Here is a 15,247-nt window from a genome sequence, read left to right as displayed (position 1 = left end):
GTCATTCGGCGGCCAGCGCCCTGCGGGGTTCGCCCGGCCGATGCAGGGGCAGTTCGACCTGGAACACGGCCCCTCCCCCGGTTTCGTTATGCGCGGTCAGGCGTCCTCCGAAATCTGCCACGATGGTGGAGGAGATCGCCAGACCCAGACCGGTGCCCTCACCGGGTTTCTTGGTCGTCCAGAAGGGTTCAAACAGTTTTTCCAGATCCGATACACCCGGTCCGTTGTCGCGAACGGACACATAGGCGTGAGCGCCGCTTTCGACGGTGATCTCGACCCGCGCATCGCGCCGGTCCTTGACCGCGTCGAAGGCGTTGCGCAGCAGGTTGATGATCACCTGCTCAAGCCGGATCCGGTCGGCCAGCACCATGACCCTCTCGCGCGGCACGTTGCGGGTGATGCGGATGGTGCCTGCGCGCAGTTGCGGCTCCATCATGGTCAGGGCGCTGCTGACGGCGGCGCGCAGATCGATCGGCTCGACCGCGTCGCCGCCCTTGCGGGCATAGGATTTCAGCTGCCGCGTGATCCCGCCCATGCGATCGATCAGGTCGTCGATGCGCTGGAACGAGGACAGGGCCTCCTCGCTGCGGCCGCGCTGCAACAGCAGCCTTGCGCCGGCCAGATAGGTCTTCATCGCCGCCAGCGGCTGGTTCAGCTCATGGCTGACCCCGGCCGACATCTCGCCCAGTGCCGCCAGTTTCGAGCTTTGCTGAACCGTCTGCTCGGCCACGCGCAGTTCCTTCTGCACCCGCTCACGCTCGGCGATCTCGCGCCGCAGCCGCGCGTTCAGCGCCCGAAGATCGGCGGATTCGCGCATATAGGCCGCCGATTGCAGCCGGGCGCGGCGCGACAACAGCCAGAAGGCCAGTGCCAGCAGGATCGCGAAGCCCATGATTTCCAGCGCCAGGACCGCATTCACCCGCTCGCGCGTCGAGGCATAGGTGGTAAAGCTGATCATCTTCCAGCCGCGGAACTGGATCCGCGCTTCGCTGCGCATCACCGCCCGGCCGCGCAGATAGGCGTCGGCCGGCGGCGAGGTCCAGTCGGCGGTCACCTGGAAGGCGCGCTGGATCGCCGAGGGGGCCGAGCGCACCTCCAGCGCATCCGGCAGGGCCAGCCCGCGCCAGCGCGACTCGGTCGCAAGGATGATGGTGCCCTCGCTGTCGGTGACCACCACCGCATCGGCGATCCCCGCCCAGGACCGCTCCAGCCGTGTCAGATCGGCGCCGACGACGATCACGCCCAGGGTCTTGCCATCCGCGACAATGGACCGCGAATGATTGAACTCATAGGCGCCGGTCTCGGTGGTCGAGACGGTAAAGACCGTATCGCGCGATCGCAGGGCCTCGACGAAATAGGGCGCCGCGGCGTTGTTGGTGCCGATCTGATAGCGGTCGGTCGAGGCCACGGTGCGGCCCGAGGCATCCAGCAGCCGCAGCGAGGCGGCCCCGATCTCCTTCTGCGCGGCGATCAGCCTGGCCGACGTGGTCGAGAAATCATTGCCGTTCAGCGCCCCGATCAGCGCCGGATCGCGCGCCAGCAGCAGCGGCACGACCTCGTTGCGGTCCAGTTCGGATTTCAGGTTGCCGGTATAAAGCGCCAGCCGCAGATCGGCCCGGACCCTGGTATTTTCGGCGAAACGCGCGGTCAACCAGGCATTGGTGGTCCAGATCACCATCAGCGCGGTCAGGAAGATCAGCCCGATGGCCGCGCGCAGCCACCAGGGATTGGCCGGCTGCTCGGCGCCTCCACCGGCCCAGCCGGGCGCATCGTCCTTTGCCTTCCGATCCCTGGTCACCACGTCAATCCGGCGAAATCGCTAACTGACGCAATTTATGCCTCAAATCGCCTGCGCTCAAGTCACGCGTGCTGAAGGCCCCGGACCAGGCCCGAAAAAAGCGCCGCCCCGTCAGTTCCGCCAAGCGCCGGATCGGCCGCGCGTTCGGGATGCGGCATCATGCCCAGCACCCGGCGGTTCTCCGACAGCACCCCGGCGATATCGGCGACCGAGCCATTGAGTCCGGGCGCATAGGTAAAGGCGATGCGCTCCTGATCGCGCAACTGCGCCAGCCCCTCGGCGCCGATCTGGTAATTGCCGTCGTGATGCGCGACCGGCACGCGGATCTGCTGACCCACTGCGTAACCGCGGGTAAAGTTGCTGTCAGCCGTCACCACCTGCAGCATCGCGGGTCTGCAGATGAAGGTCAGGCCCTGATTGCGCATCAGCGCGCCGGGCAGCAGGCCCAGTTCGGTCAGGACCTGAAAGCCGTTGCAGATGCCGAGGACATAGCCGCCCTTCGCCGCATGGCCGCGCAGCGCCCCGGCAATGGGCGAATGCGCGGCGATGGCGCCGCAGCGCAGATAATCGCCATAGGAAAACCCGCCCGGCACGGCGACCAGATCGGTGCCCGCGGGCAGCGCCTCGTCCTTGTGCCAGACGCGGCTGACCTCGGCCCCCGCCTGCCCGAGCGCAAGGGCCAGATCACGGTCGCAATTCGATCCGGGAAAGGTGATGACAGCGGCTTTCATGGGCGAATCCTGCGAAATATGCTGCGCGACTGATAGCGCAATGAGCCGGCGCATGGAAGCATCCCGCGGGGGCCGCGTGGCGGCGCCAGCCATGGAAAGGCCGCGCGGATCCCCGCGCGGCCCCCTTTTTCAGAACGGACGATGGCTCAGGCCAGTGCCTTGTTCAGATATTCGTCCACCTTTTCCAGATAGCCCATGGTGGTCAGCCACTTCTGGTCCGGCCCGACCAGCAGCGCCAGATCCTTGGTCATGAAGCCGTCTTCCACGGCCTGCACGGTGACTTTTTCCAGCGTCTCGGCAAAGGTCCTCAGCGCATCGTTGCCGTCCAGCTTGGCGCGGTGTTTCAGGCCGCCGGTCCAGGCGAAGATCGAGGCGATCGAGTTGGTCGAGGTCGCATTGCCCTTCTGATGCTCGCGGTAATGGCGGGTCACGGTGCCATGCGCGGCTTCCGATTCCACGATCTTCCCGTCCGGCGTCATCAGGACCGAGGTCATCAGGCCAAGGCTGCCGAAGCCCTGCGCGACGGTGTCGGACTGCACGTCGCCGTCATAGTTCTTGCAGGCCCAGACATAGCCGCCCGACCATTTCAGCGCCGAGGCGACCATGTCGTCGATCAGGCGATGCTCGTAATGGATGCCGGCCTTCTTGAACTGGTCCTCGAACTCGGCCTCGTAAACCTCCTGGAACAGGTCCTTGAAGCGGCCATCATAGGCCTTGAGGATGGTGTTCTTGGTCGAGAGGTAAACCGGATAGCCGCGGTTCAGACCGTAATTCATGCTGGCGCGGGCGAAATCGCGGATCGACTCGTCAAGGTTGTACATCGCCATGGTGACGCCCGAGGACGGGGCATCGAAGACCTCATGCTCGATGGTCTCGCCATCCTCGCCGACGAACCTGATGGTCAGCTTGCCCTTGCCGGGGAAGCGGAAGTCGGTGGCACGATACTGGTCACCGAAGGCGTGGCGGCCAACGATGATCGGCTGGGTCCAGCCCGGCACCAGGCGCGGCACGTTCTTGCAGATGATCGGCTCGCGGAAGATGACGCCGCCAAGGATGTTGCGGATCGTGCCGTTGGGGCTGCGCCACATCTTCTTGAGGCCGAATTCCTCGACCCGGGCCTCATCGGGGGTGATGGTGGCGCATTTCACACCGACGCCATGCTGCTTGATCGCCTCGGCGGCATCGACGGTGATCTGGTCGTCGGTGCGGTCACGCTCTTCGATGCCCAGATCGTAGTATTTCAGATCGATGTCCAGGTAGGGCAGGATCAGCTTCTGCTTGATGAAATCCCAGATGATCCGGGTCATCTCGTCGCCGTCGAGCTCGACGACGGGGTTCTCTACCTTGATCTTAGACATGCTGGCCCCCTTGGCGTTGGTTTGCTGCTGAGCGGGCTATAGCGGCTTTGCATCGAAAAGGAAAGATTGTATGCGACTGTATGCCGAATTTTCGTAGCCGCTCCGCAAACGGACAGAACATATTTATTTCAATGATGAAGGACTCTATGAATGGACAGGGTGCCGGACATGCCGGCATCAATGTGGCTTACAAGGAAGAGGGTTCACCGTGCCGACCTATGACATGATCCATCTCGGGAGCTATCCCGACGTTGACGCGCAAGAGACCTTTTCCTTCCTCGGCTTCACCTTTCCGGAATACGATGCCGAGCGTGCCTACGACCAGATCAACGGCCAGACGGCCGGCAGTGCGGGTGCGCCCCTTTACGGACGGGTGACCGCGGTCACCATGAACGACGACGACGCAAACGGCTCGATCCAGCACAACAACGCCGCCGGCACGCAGGAAACCGTCTCCTACACGCTGAACGGTGAGTTCCACGAAAACGAGATCGACAGCGCGATCGTGGTCAGCAATGTCGCGGTGACGCGCCTGCTGCCGGATGGCTCGACCGATACCATCTACACGACCGTGCGGATCTTTCAGGACGTTTCCGGCAACGCCTTCATGATGCCGCCGCCCGCGTCGGCGGCCGCGCCCGATGAGATTGCGGCGCTGACCACCTATCCGATCGTCAGCATCACCATGTCGACCGATGAGGCCGATTACGACACCTATTTCTCGCGGACATCGACCGAGCTGTACGATCAGTCGTCCTTCGTTCCCTGTTTCGCCGCCGGCACCATGATCCTGACCGAGGCGGGCGAACGCAAGGTCGAGGATCTGGAGGTCGGCGACCTGGTCTGGACCCGTGACCATGGCTTCCAGCCGGTTCGCTGGCGCGGGCTGCGCAGCCTCTCGGCCTCGGAACTGGCCGCCAGTCCCCGGCTGCGGCCGATCCGCATCCTGGCCAATGCGCTTGGCCCGAACCGGCCCGACCGGGATCTGACCGTCTCGCCCCAGCACCGCATTCTGGTCCGCTCGCAGATCGCGCAGCGTATGTTCAACGCCCCCGAACTGCTGGTCGCGGCGCGCCAGTTGACCGAGGTGCCGGGGATCGAGGAACTGACCGACGCCCAAGGTGTCAGCTATGTGCATCTGCTGTTCGACCGGCACGAGGTGCTGATGTCCAACGGCGCCGAAACCGAATCGCTTTATCCCGGCCCGCAGACCATCGAGGCACTGGGCGAAGCGGCCGAAGAGGTCTTCACCCTGTTCCCGCAACTGCGTGACGATCCTGCGGCCGTCGACACGGCCCGTCCCCTCGCCGCCGGCCGGCGCGCACGGCAACTGGCCCGCCGCCATGCCACCAATCAACAGCCGCTGGCGAACTGAGACGGGGCGGCGACAGGCTCAATCGGACAGGAAGGCTGCGACCTCGGGTCGCAGCCACGCCCACAGGGCCGGGGCGCCGAGCGCGACCTTGCGCCCCACCCGATGTTCGATATCGGCGAAGCTGACGCCATAGTCGCGCCATCCGACCCCGCCCGAGCGCAGGTTCTGCACCGCCGGCTGACAGCGGTCGAGCGCCTTGGCAAAGATCGCATCGGGCGAGGCGGCAGCCTCGAATTCCTGCCACAGCGACAGGAAGGCGCGGCTCTGCCCTGCCGGCAGCAAGCCGAAGATCCGCCGCGCCGCCGCGGCCTCGGCCGCCTGAACTTCGGCCGAGCCATGTGCCTGACCCGCGGCAGAATGAAGCGGTACGTCCCCCACATCGATTTCGACCAGATCATGGATCAGCAGCATGCGGATTACCCGCCCGATCCGGACGCCCGGCCCGGCCAGATCGGACAGCGCCAGCGCATAGAGCGCCAGATGCCAGCTATGTTCTCCGCTGTTCTCGTGACGCGAGCCGTCGATCAGCGTATTCGCCCGATAGACCGATTTCAGCCCGTCGGCCTCGGCCAGAAAGCGCAGCCGCCGGCCCAGATCATCCGCGCCCGCCGCGCCCCCGGCCAGCATCGCCCGCGCCGCCGCCATCGCCTCGGGCCATTCACGGTGCAGCCGGGCTGCGCGCCCGCCGTCCAGATTGTCGCGCACGATCCCGACATGATCGGGCCGCGGTTCGGGCGCCAGCAAGACCTGAAACAGCGGCTGGCCGTGATCCATCCGCTTGGCCATCACCGCATCGGGGCTGCCATGGGCCTCGAATTCGCGCCACATCGCCAGCAGGCTTGGGCCATCCGGTGACAGCCCGAAGATCCGCGCGGCCGCCCGCGCCTCGGCCTCGGCCAGCGCGGCTGCGTCGTGGCCCAGATGGATCGGCTGATCGCCCACGTCGATCTCGACCAGATCATGGATCAGCAGCATCGCGATGGCCCGGTCCGAAGCCCCGAAGACCATCGCGAAAAGCGCCACATGCCAGCTGTGCTCGGCGCTGTTCTCGGACCGCGACAGATCCATCAGCACATTTGCGCGATCGATCGATTTCAGCCGGTCCGCCTCGCACAGGAAGCCGATCTGCCGGGCGATCCGCTCTGACATGCCTTCAGCGCGTGGTTTCGGTCAGGCGCCGCCGCACATAGGCCTGGACCAGATCGATCATCGGCTTCATATGCGCCTCGTCGTCGCGGAAGAAGTGATCCGCGCCCTCGATCTCTTCATGGGTGATGGTGATGCCCTTCTGCTCGCGCAGCTTGCCCACCAAACCATGCGTGTCCTTCGGCGGCGCCACCCGGTCCGAGGTGCCATTCACGATCAGCCCCGACGAGGGACAGGGCGCGAGGAAGCTGAAATCATACATGTTCGCCGGCGGCGCCACGCTGATGAAGCCGGTGATCTCGGGGCGGCGCATCAGCAGCTGCATCCCGATCCAGGCGCCAAAGCTGAAGCCGGCGACCCAGCAATGCTTGGAATTCGGGTTCATCGCCTGCAGGTAGTCCAGCGCCGAGGCCGCGTCCGACAGCTCGCCGATGCCCTGGTCGAACTCGCCCTGGCTGCGGCCCACGCCGCGGAAATTGAACCGCATCACGGTGAAGCCCATCTGGTGGAAGGCGTAATGCAGGTTATAGACCACCCGGTTGTTCATCGTTCCGCCATATTGCGGATGCGGATGCAGGACGATGGCGATGGGAGCGTCGGGCTTGCCCGCCTGCGGGTGGTAACGGCCTTCAAGACGGCCTTCGGGACCGGGAAAAATCAGCTCTGGCATCGTCGTCCTTCACAACTTGGTGGTTCCTTGACGCCTCGGCGTCCGGCTTCTAGACCAGCTATCTGGGAAGCCAGCGTCGATTGCGCAAGAAACGGGCTTGGGCGGCATAGCGCAGCCGCGCGCCACCCGTCAATGCGGGCGCCAGCCATCATGGAGGATCACGCGATGAAACTGTCAACCAAGGGCCGCTACGCGATCATCGCGCTGACCGACCTGGCCATCGCCAAAGGCGACGACCTGACCTCGCTGGCCGAGATCTCGCGCCGCCAGGATATCTCGCTGCCCTATCTGGAGCAGCTTTTCGTCCGCCTGCGCCGCGCCGGCCTTGTGGAATCGGTGCGCGGACCGGGCGGCGGCTATCGCCTCGCCCGCGCGCCCGAGACGATCCGCGTGGCCGAGGTGCTGGAAGCGGTGGATGAAACCGTCAGCGCCATGCATGTCGGCGCCGGCGCCTCGGGCGGCATTTCGGGCTCGCGCGCCCAGACCCTGTCCAACCGGCTGTGGGAAAGCCTGTCGGCCCATGTCTATGTCTTCCTGCACAACCATTCGCTGGCCGATGTGGCAAAGAACCAGCTTCTGCCCTGCCCGGCCCTGCCGCAGATCCTGAACGTGGTGGATGATTAGCGGCCGTCGGGCCACCCGTTGCCCGCGAGGCACAGTCGCCATCGGTCGCAACGCCCGCTGAGGATGCCCGGTGCGGCACGGGCCACCCGGGTCATGCCCGGCGCAGCTTGCGAAAGGCGGTCGAGGCGCCCCAGCCCGCCACCACCGCGACGGCCAGCGACATCAGCCCGTAGAGCAGCGGCTGGTCGAAGGCCAGGCGATAGAGCCAGCGTTCGACCCCCACCTTCCTGACCTCGATCGGCGCGCGATAGACATCGACAACCTCGCCATTGCGCAGCAGAAAGATCCGGGTCTTGTAGTCGCCCTCGATCAGGTTGGCCGGCAGGCTGACATCGGCGCGGAACAGGGTCTGGTCGACCAGCTTCACACTGCCTTCCTCGAGGCGATAAAGCCCGTTCTGCTCGCGCAGCCGGATCAGCGCCTCGGTATAGGGCACCGTGTCCTCGACGCTCTGCGCGCCGCCAAAGGCCCGCAGCGCCAGCGGCAACGAGATGCGATAGCGGCTGTCCCATTCCGGCAGCAGGATCCGGTCCAGCGGCCCGCTGGTGGCGACGGCGTAAAAACCCGGCGCGGCGCCGATATCGACCCGATCGGTATTGATCCAGATGCCGGCCCGGCGCTGCTTGCGCCAGATCGTCAGCGCCTCGGCCGGGGCCTCGACGGTGATGATCACCTGCAGGGGCGGGCCATCGGGAATCGGCGTCTCGCGCTTGACGGCGCCGTAGATGAGGATGTCCGAGCCGTCGAAACTGGCCGTGATCGCCACCGCATCGCTGGACAGGCCGGCCACGACCTTCTCGGCGGGAACCCTGGCCTCGTCGCTTTTCGACACGCCACGCTGGTCGGGATGAGGATAGACCGGGAAATCACTTCCCGCCGGCGCCGGCGGCACGGTCGAGCCGGGCGCCTGCGCCATCGCGGCCGGCGCGGCCAGCGACAGGCACAGCGCGAGGGTCCACGCCCCACGCATCAGTTGGCCCCCGTGCGGATCGAGTAAAGCTCGTCCGGGGTCAGAAACAGGTCCAGCGCCAGCTTGCCGCAGACCAGCAGCACCAGCAGGGCCAGCAGGATGCGCAGTTGCTCGGCCCTGAGCTTCGCGCCCAATGTTGTGCCGACCTGCGCGCCGATCACGCCGCCGACGATCAGCAGCACCGCCAGCATGACATCGACGGTGTTGTAGCTGACCGCATGCATCAACGTCGTGAAGGCAGTAACGAAGGTGATCTGGAACAGCGAGGTGCCGACGACCACCTTGGTCGGCATCCCCAAGAGATAGATCATCGCCGGCACCATGATGAAGCCGCCCCCGACCCCCATGATCGCGGCCAGAATCCCGACAGCGACGCCGACCATCAGCGGGGGAAAGACGCTGATATAAAGGCCCGAGGCGCGGAACTTCATCTTCACCGGCCAGCGATGGACCCAGTTATGCTGATGCAGGCGCTTGCGATAGGTGGGGTTCTTGGACCGGCGCAGCGCGACGATGCTTTCGTGCAGCATCATCGCCCCGATCAGGCCCAGAAACACCACATAGCACAACTGCACCACCAGATCGACCTGACCGATGGTCTGCAGGATGGTGAAGACCCAGACGCCCAGCCACGACCCGACCAGACCGCCCGCCAGCAGGACCCCGCCCATGCGGAAATCCACCGTCTTGCGCTTGACATGCGCCAGAACACCGCTGACTGAGGAGGCGACGACCTGATTGGCCCCCGTCGCCACCGCGATCGGAGGCGGAATGCCGATGAAGAACAGCAGCGGCGTGATCAGGAACCCGCCGCCGACGCCGAACAGCCCGCTCATCAGACCGACCAGCCCGCCAAGCCCCGTCAGAACGAAGGCATTGACCGAGACTTCTGCGATGGGAAGATAGATCTGCATGTGCCGCGCGCCGGTTGAGACAGCGGAAGGATGCAACGGGCCACATCGCAGGTCAAACCGCTTTCGTCGTGGCGATCAACGGGTTGAAGCGGACCCGGCGCAAGGCTAAGCAAAGGGATGGAACAGGGCGCTCGCGGATGGCGGGGGCGGCAGCAGGTGGCGCGGGGCCGGAATGCGCATACTCATCACCAATGACGACGGGATCAACGCGCCGGGGCTGGAGGTGCTGGCCGAGATCGCCACCGAACTGGCCGGCCCGCGGGGCGAGGTCTGGACGGTGGCACCGGCCTTCGAGCAATCGGGCGTCGCGCATTCCATCAGCTATACCCATCCGACCATGATCGCGCGCCTGGCCGAGCGGCGCTATGCCGCCGAGGGCAGCCCGGCCGACTGCGTGCTGGCCGCGGTCGCCGATGTGATGGCCGAGACCCCGCCCGATCTGGTGCTGTCGGGGGTGAACCGCGGCAACAATGCCGGCGAGAATGCGATGTATTCGGGCACCATCGGGGGTGCCATGGAGGCCGCGCTTCAGGGCCTGCCCGCCATCGCCCTGTCGCAATATCTGGGCCCCGAGACCGCCGATCTGGCCGACCCGTTCGAAACCGCCCGCCGGCACGGCGCGGCGGTCATCCGGCGGCTTCTGGATCACGGCGACTGGACCTCGGACGAGGATTTCCGGCTGTTCTACAACGTGAACTTCCCGCCGGTGCCTGCCTCTGCCGTAAAGGGCGTCCGGGTGGCGCCGCAGGGTCGCCGTCAGGGAACCCGCTTCGGGGCCGTCCCCTTCACGGCGCCGAACGGCCGGCGCTTCATGTGGGTCTCGGGCGGCTCGCAGCTGGCCCCGGCGCGGGAGGGCAGCGACGTCGCGGTGAACATGGCCGGTTTCGTGTCGGTGACGCCGATGCGCGCCGATCTGACCTGCCATCTCTCGCTGGAGCGGCTGGCGCAGGCACTGGACGGCGAGCCCGGAGCGAACCGCCACAAGGAGGAGGTCAGCGGAACCTGATGAACGATCCCGAGGACGACGCGGAAGACCCGGCCGAGCGCAAGATGCGCTTCCTGTTCCAGCTGCGTTCGCGCGGGGTGACCGATCCACGGGTTCTGGAGGCGATGGAGCGGATCGACCGGGGCCTGTTCGTGCGTGGCCAGTTCTCGGATCGCGCCTATGAGGATACGCCGCTGCCGATCCCCTGCGGGCAGACCATCAGCCAGCCCTCGGTGGTCGGACTGATGACGCAGGCGCTGAACCCCGGCCCGCGCGACACGGTGCTGGAGGTGGGCACCGGCTCGGGCTATCAGGCGGCGGTGCTGTCGGCGCTGTGCCGCCGGGTCTATACGGTCGATCGTCATCGCCGGCTGGTGCAGGAGGCCGAGGCGATCTTCCACGACCTCGGCATCTCGAACATCACCGCGCAGGTCGCCGATGGTTCGCGCGGGCTGCCCGACCAGGCGCCCTTCGACCGCATCCTTGTGACCGCCGCGGCCGAGGATCCGCCGGGGCCACTGTTGGCACAGTTGAAGATCGGCGGTATCATGGTGGTGCCGGTCGGACAGTCGGATGCCGTGCAGACATTGATCCGCGTCACCCGATCCGAGACCGGTTTCGACTATGACGAGTTGCGGCAGGTACGCTTCGTGCCGCTGGTCGAGGGGTTGGGACAGACATGACCCCGGACCGGGCGAAAGCAGGTTGAGGACGACAGAATGAGCAGTAAAGTCTTGCATCTCGCCGGCGCATGCGCCGTGCTTGGGCTGTTGGCCTCATGCGGCCAGAACGGCAGCTTCGATCCGGACCTGCGCCGCTGGATGCCCGGCGCGCTGAGCACGGCCGAGGCTGCGGCCCAGGCCGCGCCGCGCCCGCTGCCGGACGATCGCGGGGTGATCAGCTTCCCGGACTACCAGGTCGCCGTCGCCGGCAAGGACGACACGCCGGCCAGCATGGCCGCCCGGCTGGGGCTGGGTGCCGATGAACTGGCCCGCCACAACGCGCTGGCGCCGGATGCAAAGCTGCAGCAGGGCGCGGTTCTGGTCCTGCCGCGGCGCGTGGTCGCCGGAACGCCCGCAACGGGCGGCACTACCAGCACCACCGGCCTCGTCACCGACCCGTTCGCCGGTCAGGGCGCCGCGAAACCCGAGGTGCCCGGGCGCAGCCCCGCCGCCGCGGCAGCCGAGACGCCGGCCACGGCGCAGCCCCGCCAACATGTCGTCGTGGCGGGCGAGACGGCCTGGTCGATTTCGCGCAAATACGGCATCAGCGTGCAGGATCTGGCATCGTGGAACGGCCTGCCCGCCAACATGAGCATCAGGACCGGCCAGCGGTTGATGATCCCGGTCGCGGGTCAGGCGGCACCGGCGCCGGCCAATGTCACCACCGCGCCCGGCAGCGGCAGCCCGACGCCGCGCCCGCCCTCGGCGGCCCAGCCGTTGCCGAAGGAGGATACGCGGCCCGCCGCCGAACCGGCGCCCACCCCGCCCAGCACCGACCTCGGCTCGACCCGAACCGCGGCCTCATCCGGCGGTCGCTTCCAGATGCCGGTCCCGGGCGCGATCATCCGGGTCTATGAAAAGGGCCGCAACGAGGGCATCGACATTTCCGCACCCGTCGGCACACCGGTCGGCGCGGGCGCCAGCGGCACGGTCGCGGCCATCACCCGCGACACATCGGGGGTTCCGATCGTGGTCGTGCGCCACAGCGGCAACCTGATGACGGTCTATACCGGCCTTGACGAGCTGAGCGTCGCGAAGGGCGAACAGGTCTCGGCAGGGCAGAAGATCGGGACGGCGGGCAATAGCGGCTTCGTTCATTTCGAGGTCCGCCAGGGCTTTGACAGCGTCGATCCCGAGAAGTATCTGCGCTGACCGTCCCGGCCGCCCGGGTTCCATCCGGCCTTGAACGATATGCCCCGACCCCGATCCATCGGAACCGGGGCCGTCAGGTCGTTTCAGAACCGCTCGAGCTGATCGTCGATGGCCGCCGCCACTTCGCGGCGGATCACCGCCCGAAGGTTGCGCGAGAAGCGTTCACCCAATTCGCCGTGAAGTTCCTCCCGGATCATCTCGCGAAGAAGGTCACGGATGCTCTGCTCCTCGGCCTCCGGCGACAAACCGGTGATCGTGTCATGGACCAAGGGCGGATGATCCGCCTCCGAACGCCCTGTCGGGGTGGCCATATCGCCCTCGGATCCGGAACGGTCCAGGGCGGCGATCACGTCGGCGAACCCCTCGGCCTCCCCGGACGGTGAGGCGAGCGGCGCCAGAGGCGCCAGTCCCGCCGGATCCGCGCCGGGCGCTGTGGGCGCGCGGCCAATGGCATCGCCACCGGCCGGTTCCGCCGGCTTGGCCCGAGGCATCCCCATCGCGGTGACAGCAGTGTTTGCCAAGCAGGCGGAGGGTTCCTCGAGAACGGGCCGCATCCGCGCCTTCCAATCAAGGGCCTCGGCAAAATCCTCCACGCAATCGGGCGAGGCTGTCGCGACGACACCTTCCCGCGACATCTGCGCCGGTGCAGTCGCGCGAAGATCCGGTCGCGAAAGGGGCGGCTCAGGCCGAATGCCGCCCTGCCCTTCCGATCCGGAACCGGGCGCGGCGGCCATCGTCGTGACCACGCGGCGCGCCGCATCGAGGCGCAGCCGGGTGTCATCGCCCCCTCTCGTCGGGATCTGCAGCCATGGCTGGGATCGGCGCGTCTCGGCACTGACCGGACGGAAATCGATCCGCTCGGGCGGGGCTGACTGTTGGGCCGGCCTGTCCGCGGACTTGCCTCCGATCCGTTCCGAAAGCGACCGCGCCAACCCGTTCTGCAGCACTGGCACCTGCGGCTGATCACCTGCCGCCTTCTGGTCGCTTTCCGTATCGTGCCGCTGAATTCGCGGCTGCCCGGGCGTGAAACCAGCCGGCTCTGGCGCCACCGCCAGACGGGGACGGGACGCGTCGGCGGCATTGCCCCGCCCTCCCAGAGGCCAGACATCGGCATCCGGGTCAACCGCAGCACTGGGCGGTAACACCCGGGGGGGCTGACGATCGGTCACGGCGCCTTCGCTGCCGGAGGCAACCAGCCGCCGGGCCAGCGATGCATTGCCGCCATGGCGGTTGGCCAGGAAGCTGCCGATATCCGTATCTCTGGCCTCGGAATGGTCGTCGTCGCGGACCGGGATGAAGGCATCATCCTCGGCAAGCAGCCGACGGATCGCGCCCAGTACGTCGCCGATATCTTCGGACAGCCGCGCGGCGCCCTGCTGCGGACGGGGCTCAGCCATGACGCACCCCCTTGGCGGAGGGGTCAGTTGCCCCTGCCGATCGCGCGCAGAACGCGATCGAGGCTTTCCCCCTGGGTGCTGGTATAGGGCGCGTCGCGCACGGCATTGTAGTATTGCGATGGGTCATAGGTCGGAATCCCAAGCTTCAGGTGTTCTACCGTCAGCAAACCCATAGCAGCCAGAAGTTGATAATGTGCTAACTGGAGATTGGACTGGGCCACGATCTTCTCGGCCCGCGCCTCAAGCAGCGACTGTTCGGCATCCAGCACGTCCAGCGTGGTCCGCGCGCCCAGCAAAGCCTCTTCGCGCACCCCGTCATAGGCCTGTTGCGCCGCGACGATCCGCGTGTCGATCGCGCCGATCTGCGCCCGCGCGACATCGATATTCGCCCAGACCTCGCCAACCTCGAGGCTGATCTGCCGCGAGGCGTTCAGCAGGCTGGAACGGGCGTCATCGCGCAGCGCCATCGACTTGCGATAGGCCGAGGACAGGCGCCCGCCGGTATAAAGCGGCTGCGCAAGCTCAAGACTGGCCGATGCCCCGATCCGGTTGTCGTATTGTCCGCCCCCGTCCGGGCTGCGACCGATCCCCAGCCCGGCATTGGCGGTCAGCGACGGCCGCCGCTCGGCCGCCGCCGCGGCAACTCCCAGTTCGCTTACCGCCGCCTGACGCTGTGCCTGAAGAATCAGCGGATGCGTCTTCTGCGCGACGGCCCGCGCGGCGTCGACCGATGCCGGCCGTTGCGGCAAGGGCGGCGGGCGATCCAGCGAACCGGCCCTGCGCCCGGTCACCGCCAGGTAATTCTCGCGCGCGATCTGCAGGTCACCCTCGGCGGTGGCCAATGTGGCCCGCGTCGCGGCCAGTTGCGCATCGGCCAGCGACACATCGGTGCGGGTCAGTTCACCGACATCGAAACGGTCCTGGGCCGCCTGCCGCACCCGCTCCAGCACCTCGACCGAGTTCAGTTGCAGCGCAACCTGTTCCTGCGCCTGCAGGATTCCGAAATAGGAACTTGCCGCGGCAAGCAAGATGTCCTGTTCGACCCCGACCAGCGCCTCGCGGGTGGCAAGCACCTGTTCCTTGGCCGCATCGATCGCGATTTGCGAACGCCCCCAGTCATAGAGGACCATCTCGGCCCCAAGCGACAGCGAACCGGAGCGAACGGTGTCCCGGCCCTCGGTATGCTCGACCGAATATTCCAGCGCCCATTGCAGGATCGGGCGCAGCTGCGCCACCGCGTTGGCCACATCCTCATCCGCGGCGCGCAACACGGCACGGTTCTTCTCGATCAACGCTGAATGACGATAGGCCGCGACCATCGTGTCGGCCAGCGAATCGGCCGCCGCCGGCAGCGCCACCGACAGCATGAGGGCCGCACCGGCAGCCAGACGGAACATGCGCGCGC

14 protein-coding genes are annotated in these 15,247 nt (G+C 66.8%); 5 read left to right on the top strand and 9 right to left on the bottom strand.

The genetic code is table 11. The annotated features are described in order from the left end of the window. Position 1: 1 nt before the first annotated feature. From KNW02_RS07370 to KNW02_RS07360, 3 genes are all read right to left on the bottom strand, one after another. Positions 2 to 1,678, bottom strand: a complete 1,677-nt coding sequence (locus KNW02_RS07370) for a sensor histidine kinase (protein WP_216032667.1) — start codon at positions 1,676 to 1,678, stop codon at positions 2 to 4. Between the two features lie 182 nt (positions 1,679 to 1,860). Then, positions 1,861 to 2,529, bottom strand: a complete 669-nt coding sequence (gene purQ / locus KNW02_RS07365; protein ID WP_216032618.1) for a phosphoribosylformylglycinamidine synthase subunit PurQ — start codon at positions 2,527 to 2,529, stop codon at positions 1,861 to 1,863. A 146-nt stretch (positions 2,530 to 2,675) separates the two neighbouring features. Beyond that, complete coding sequence (locus tag KNW02_RS07360; RefSeq protein WP_216032617.1) at positions 2,676 to 3,887, bottom strand: NADP-dependent isocitrate dehydrogenase; 1,212 nt, start codon at positions 3,885 to 3,887, stop codon at positions 2,676 to 2,678. 208 nt (positions 3,888 to 4,095) lie between these two features. On the opposite strand from KNW02_RS07360, the gene KNW02_RS21205 reads away from it, so the two are divergent. Continuing rightward, a complete protein-coding gene (locus KNW02_RS21205) occupies positions 4,096 to 5,262 on the top strand; it encodes a Hint domain-containing protein (protein WP_348524694.1) in 1,167 nt (388 codons plus the stop codon). Between the two features lie 18 nt (positions 5,263 to 5,280). Here KNW02_RS21205 and KNW02_RS07350 read toward each other — a convergent pair whose 3' ends face one another. Continuing rightward, on the bottom strand, positions 5,281 to 6,411 hold the full coding sequence (locus tag KNW02_RS07350; protein WP_216032616.1) for an HD domain-containing protein: 1,131 nt from the start codon (positions 6,409 to 6,411) through the stop codon (positions 5,281 to 5,283). 4 nt (positions 6,412 to 6,415) lie between these two features. Then, entirely contained in the window at positions 6,416 to 7,078 is a 663-nt protein-coding gene (locus tag KNW02_RS07345; RefSeq protein ID WP_216032615.1) for an alpha/beta hydrolase, read from the bottom strand. Positions 7,079 to 7,243: 165 nt separating this feature from the next. Here KNW02_RS07345 and iscR point away from each other — a divergent pair, with 165 nt between their 5' ends. Next, positions 7,244 to 7,702: a Fe-S cluster assembly transcriptional regulator IscR gene (iscR, locus tag KNW02_RS07340; protein ID WP_216032614.1), complete on the top strand. Its 459-nt coding sequence runs from the start codon at positions 7,244 to 7,246 to the stop codon at positions 7,700 to 7,702. Positions 7,703 to 7,793: 91 nt separating this feature from the next. Here the strand turns inward: iscR and KNW02_RS07335 are convergent, their stop codons facing one another. Both KNW02_RS07335 and KNW02_RS07330 read right to left on the bottom strand, forming a co-directional pair. Then, a complete protein-coding gene (locus KNW02_RS07335) occupies positions 7,794 to 8,672 on the bottom strand; it encodes a TIGR02186 family protein (RefSeq protein ID WP_252733534.1) in 879 nt (292 codons plus the stop codon). Next, positions 8,672 to 9,586: a sulfite exporter TauE/SafE family protein gene (locus KNW02_RS07330; RefSeq protein ID WP_216032613.1), complete on the bottom strand. Its 915-nt coding sequence runs from the start codon at positions 9,584 to 9,586 to the stop codon at positions 8,672 to 8,674. The genes KNW02_RS07335 and KNW02_RS07330 overlap by 1 nt, the downstream gene beginning before the upstream one ends. A 172-nt stretch (positions 9,587 to 9,758) precedes the next feature. Here KNW02_RS07330 and surE point away from each other — a divergent pair, with 172 nt between their 5' ends. Genes surE through KNW02_RS07315 form a run of 3 tightly spaced genes read left to right on the top strand, consistent with a single transcriptional unit; the run spans position 9,759 to position 12,445 of the window. After that, positions 9,759 to 10,592, top strand: coding sequence for a 5'/3'-nucleotidase SurE (surE, locus tag KNW02_RS07325; protein WP_216032612.1), 834 nt, complete (start codon positions 9,759 to 9,761; stop codon positions 10,590 to 10,592). Continuing rightward, complete coding sequence (locus KNW02_RS07320; protein WP_216032611.1) at positions 10,592 to 11,254, top strand: protein-L-isoaspartate(D-aspartate) O-methyltransferase; 663 nt, start codon at positions 10,592 to 10,594, stop codon at positions 11,252 to 11,254. The genes surE and KNW02_RS07320 overlap by 1 nt, the downstream gene beginning before the upstream one ends. Before the next feature lie 36 nt (positions 11,255 to 11,290). Further along, the gene (locus KNW02_RS07315; RefSeq protein ID WP_216032610.1) at positions 11,291 to 12,445 is read left to right on the top strand and encodes a M23 family metallopeptidase; all 1,155 of its coding nucleotides are present in this window, start codon (positions 11,291 to 11,293) and stop codon (positions 12,443 to 12,445) included. A gap of 83 nt (positions 12,446 to 12,528) precedes the next feature. On the opposite strand, the gene KNW02_RS07310 is transcribed toward KNW02_RS07315, so the two are convergent. Next, the gene (locus KNW02_RS07310) at positions 12,529 to 13,842 is read right to left on the bottom strand and encodes a hypothetical protein (protein ID WP_216032609.1); all 1,314 of its coding nucleotides are present in this window, start codon (positions 13,840 to 13,842) and stop codon (positions 12,529 to 12,531) included. Between the two features lie 23 nt (positions 13,843 to 13,865). Continuing rightward, a complete protein-coding gene (locus KNW02_RS07305) occupies positions 13,866 to 15,239 on the bottom strand; it encodes a TolC family outer membrane protein (protein ID WP_252733532.1) in 1,374 nt (457 codons plus the stop codon). Positions 15,240 to 15,247 lie beyond the last annotated feature (8 nt).

This window comes from Paracoccus marinaquae, assembly GCF_018860165.1.
Taxonomy (GTDB): domain Bacteria; phylum Pseudomonadota; class Alphaproteobacteria; order Rhodobacterales; family Rhodobacteraceae; genus Paracoccus; species Paracoccus marinaquae.
The sequence above is the reverse complement of the archived record's forward strand: the minus strand, read 5'-3'. Positions and strand labels throughout refer to the sequence as shown.

Excerpts from the sequence above, each read along its gene's own strand:
- KNW02_RS07370 (WP_216032667.1), bottom strand. The coding sequence starts at position 1,678 with ATGGTGATCTGGACCACCAATGCCTGGTTGACCGCGCGTTTCGCCGAA.
- purQ (WP_216032618.1), bottom strand. The coding sequence starts at position 2,529 with ATGAAAGCCGCTGTCATCACCTTTCCCGGATCGAATTGCGACCGTGAT.
- KNW02_RS07360 (WP_216032617.1), bottom strand. The coding sequence starts at position 3,887 with ATGTCTAAGATCAAGGTAGAGAACCCCGTCGTCGAGCTCGACGGCGAC.
- KNW02_RS07350 (WP_216032616.1), bottom strand. The coding sequence starts at position 6,411 with ATGTCAGAGCGGATCGCCCGGCAGATCGGCTTCCTGTGCGAGGCGGAC.
- KNW02_RS07345 (WP_216032615.1), bottom strand. The coding sequence starts at position 7,078 with ATGCCAGAGCTGATTTTTCCCGGTCCCGAAGGCCGTCTTGAAGGCCGT.
- iscR (WP_216032614.1), top strand. The coding sequence starts at position 7,244 with ATGAAACTGTCAACCAAGGGCCGCTACGCGATCATCGCGCTGACCGAC.
- KNW02_RS07335 (WP_252733534.1), bottom strand. The coding sequence starts at position 8,672 with ATGCGTGGGGCGTGGACCCTCGCGCTGTGCCTGTCGCTGGCCGCGCCG.
- KNW02_RS07330 (WP_216032613.1), bottom strand. The coding sequence starts at position 9,586 with ATGCAGATCTATCTTCCCATCGCAGAAGTCTCGGTCAATGCCTTCGTT.
- surE (WP_216032612.1), top strand. The coding sequence starts at position 9,759 with ATGCGCATACTCATCACCAATGACGACGGGATCAACGCGCCGGGGCTG.
- KNW02_RS07320 (WP_216032611.1), top strand. The coding sequence starts at position 10,592 with ATGAACGATCCCGAGGACGACGCGGAAGACCCGGCCGAGCGCAAGATG.
- KNW02_RS07315 (WP_216032610.1), top strand. The coding sequence starts at position 11,291 with ATGAGCAGTAAAGTCTTGCATCTCGCCGGCGCATGCGCCGTGCTTGGG.
- KNW02_RS07310 (WP_216032609.1), bottom strand. The coding sequence starts at position 13,842 with ATGGCTGAGCCCCGTCCGCAGCAGGGCGCCGCGCGGCTGTCCGAAGAT.
- KNW02_RS07305 (WP_252733532.1), bottom strand. The coding sequence starts at position 15,239 with ATGTTCCGTCTGGCTGCCGGTGCGGCCCTCATGCTGTCGGTGGCGCTG.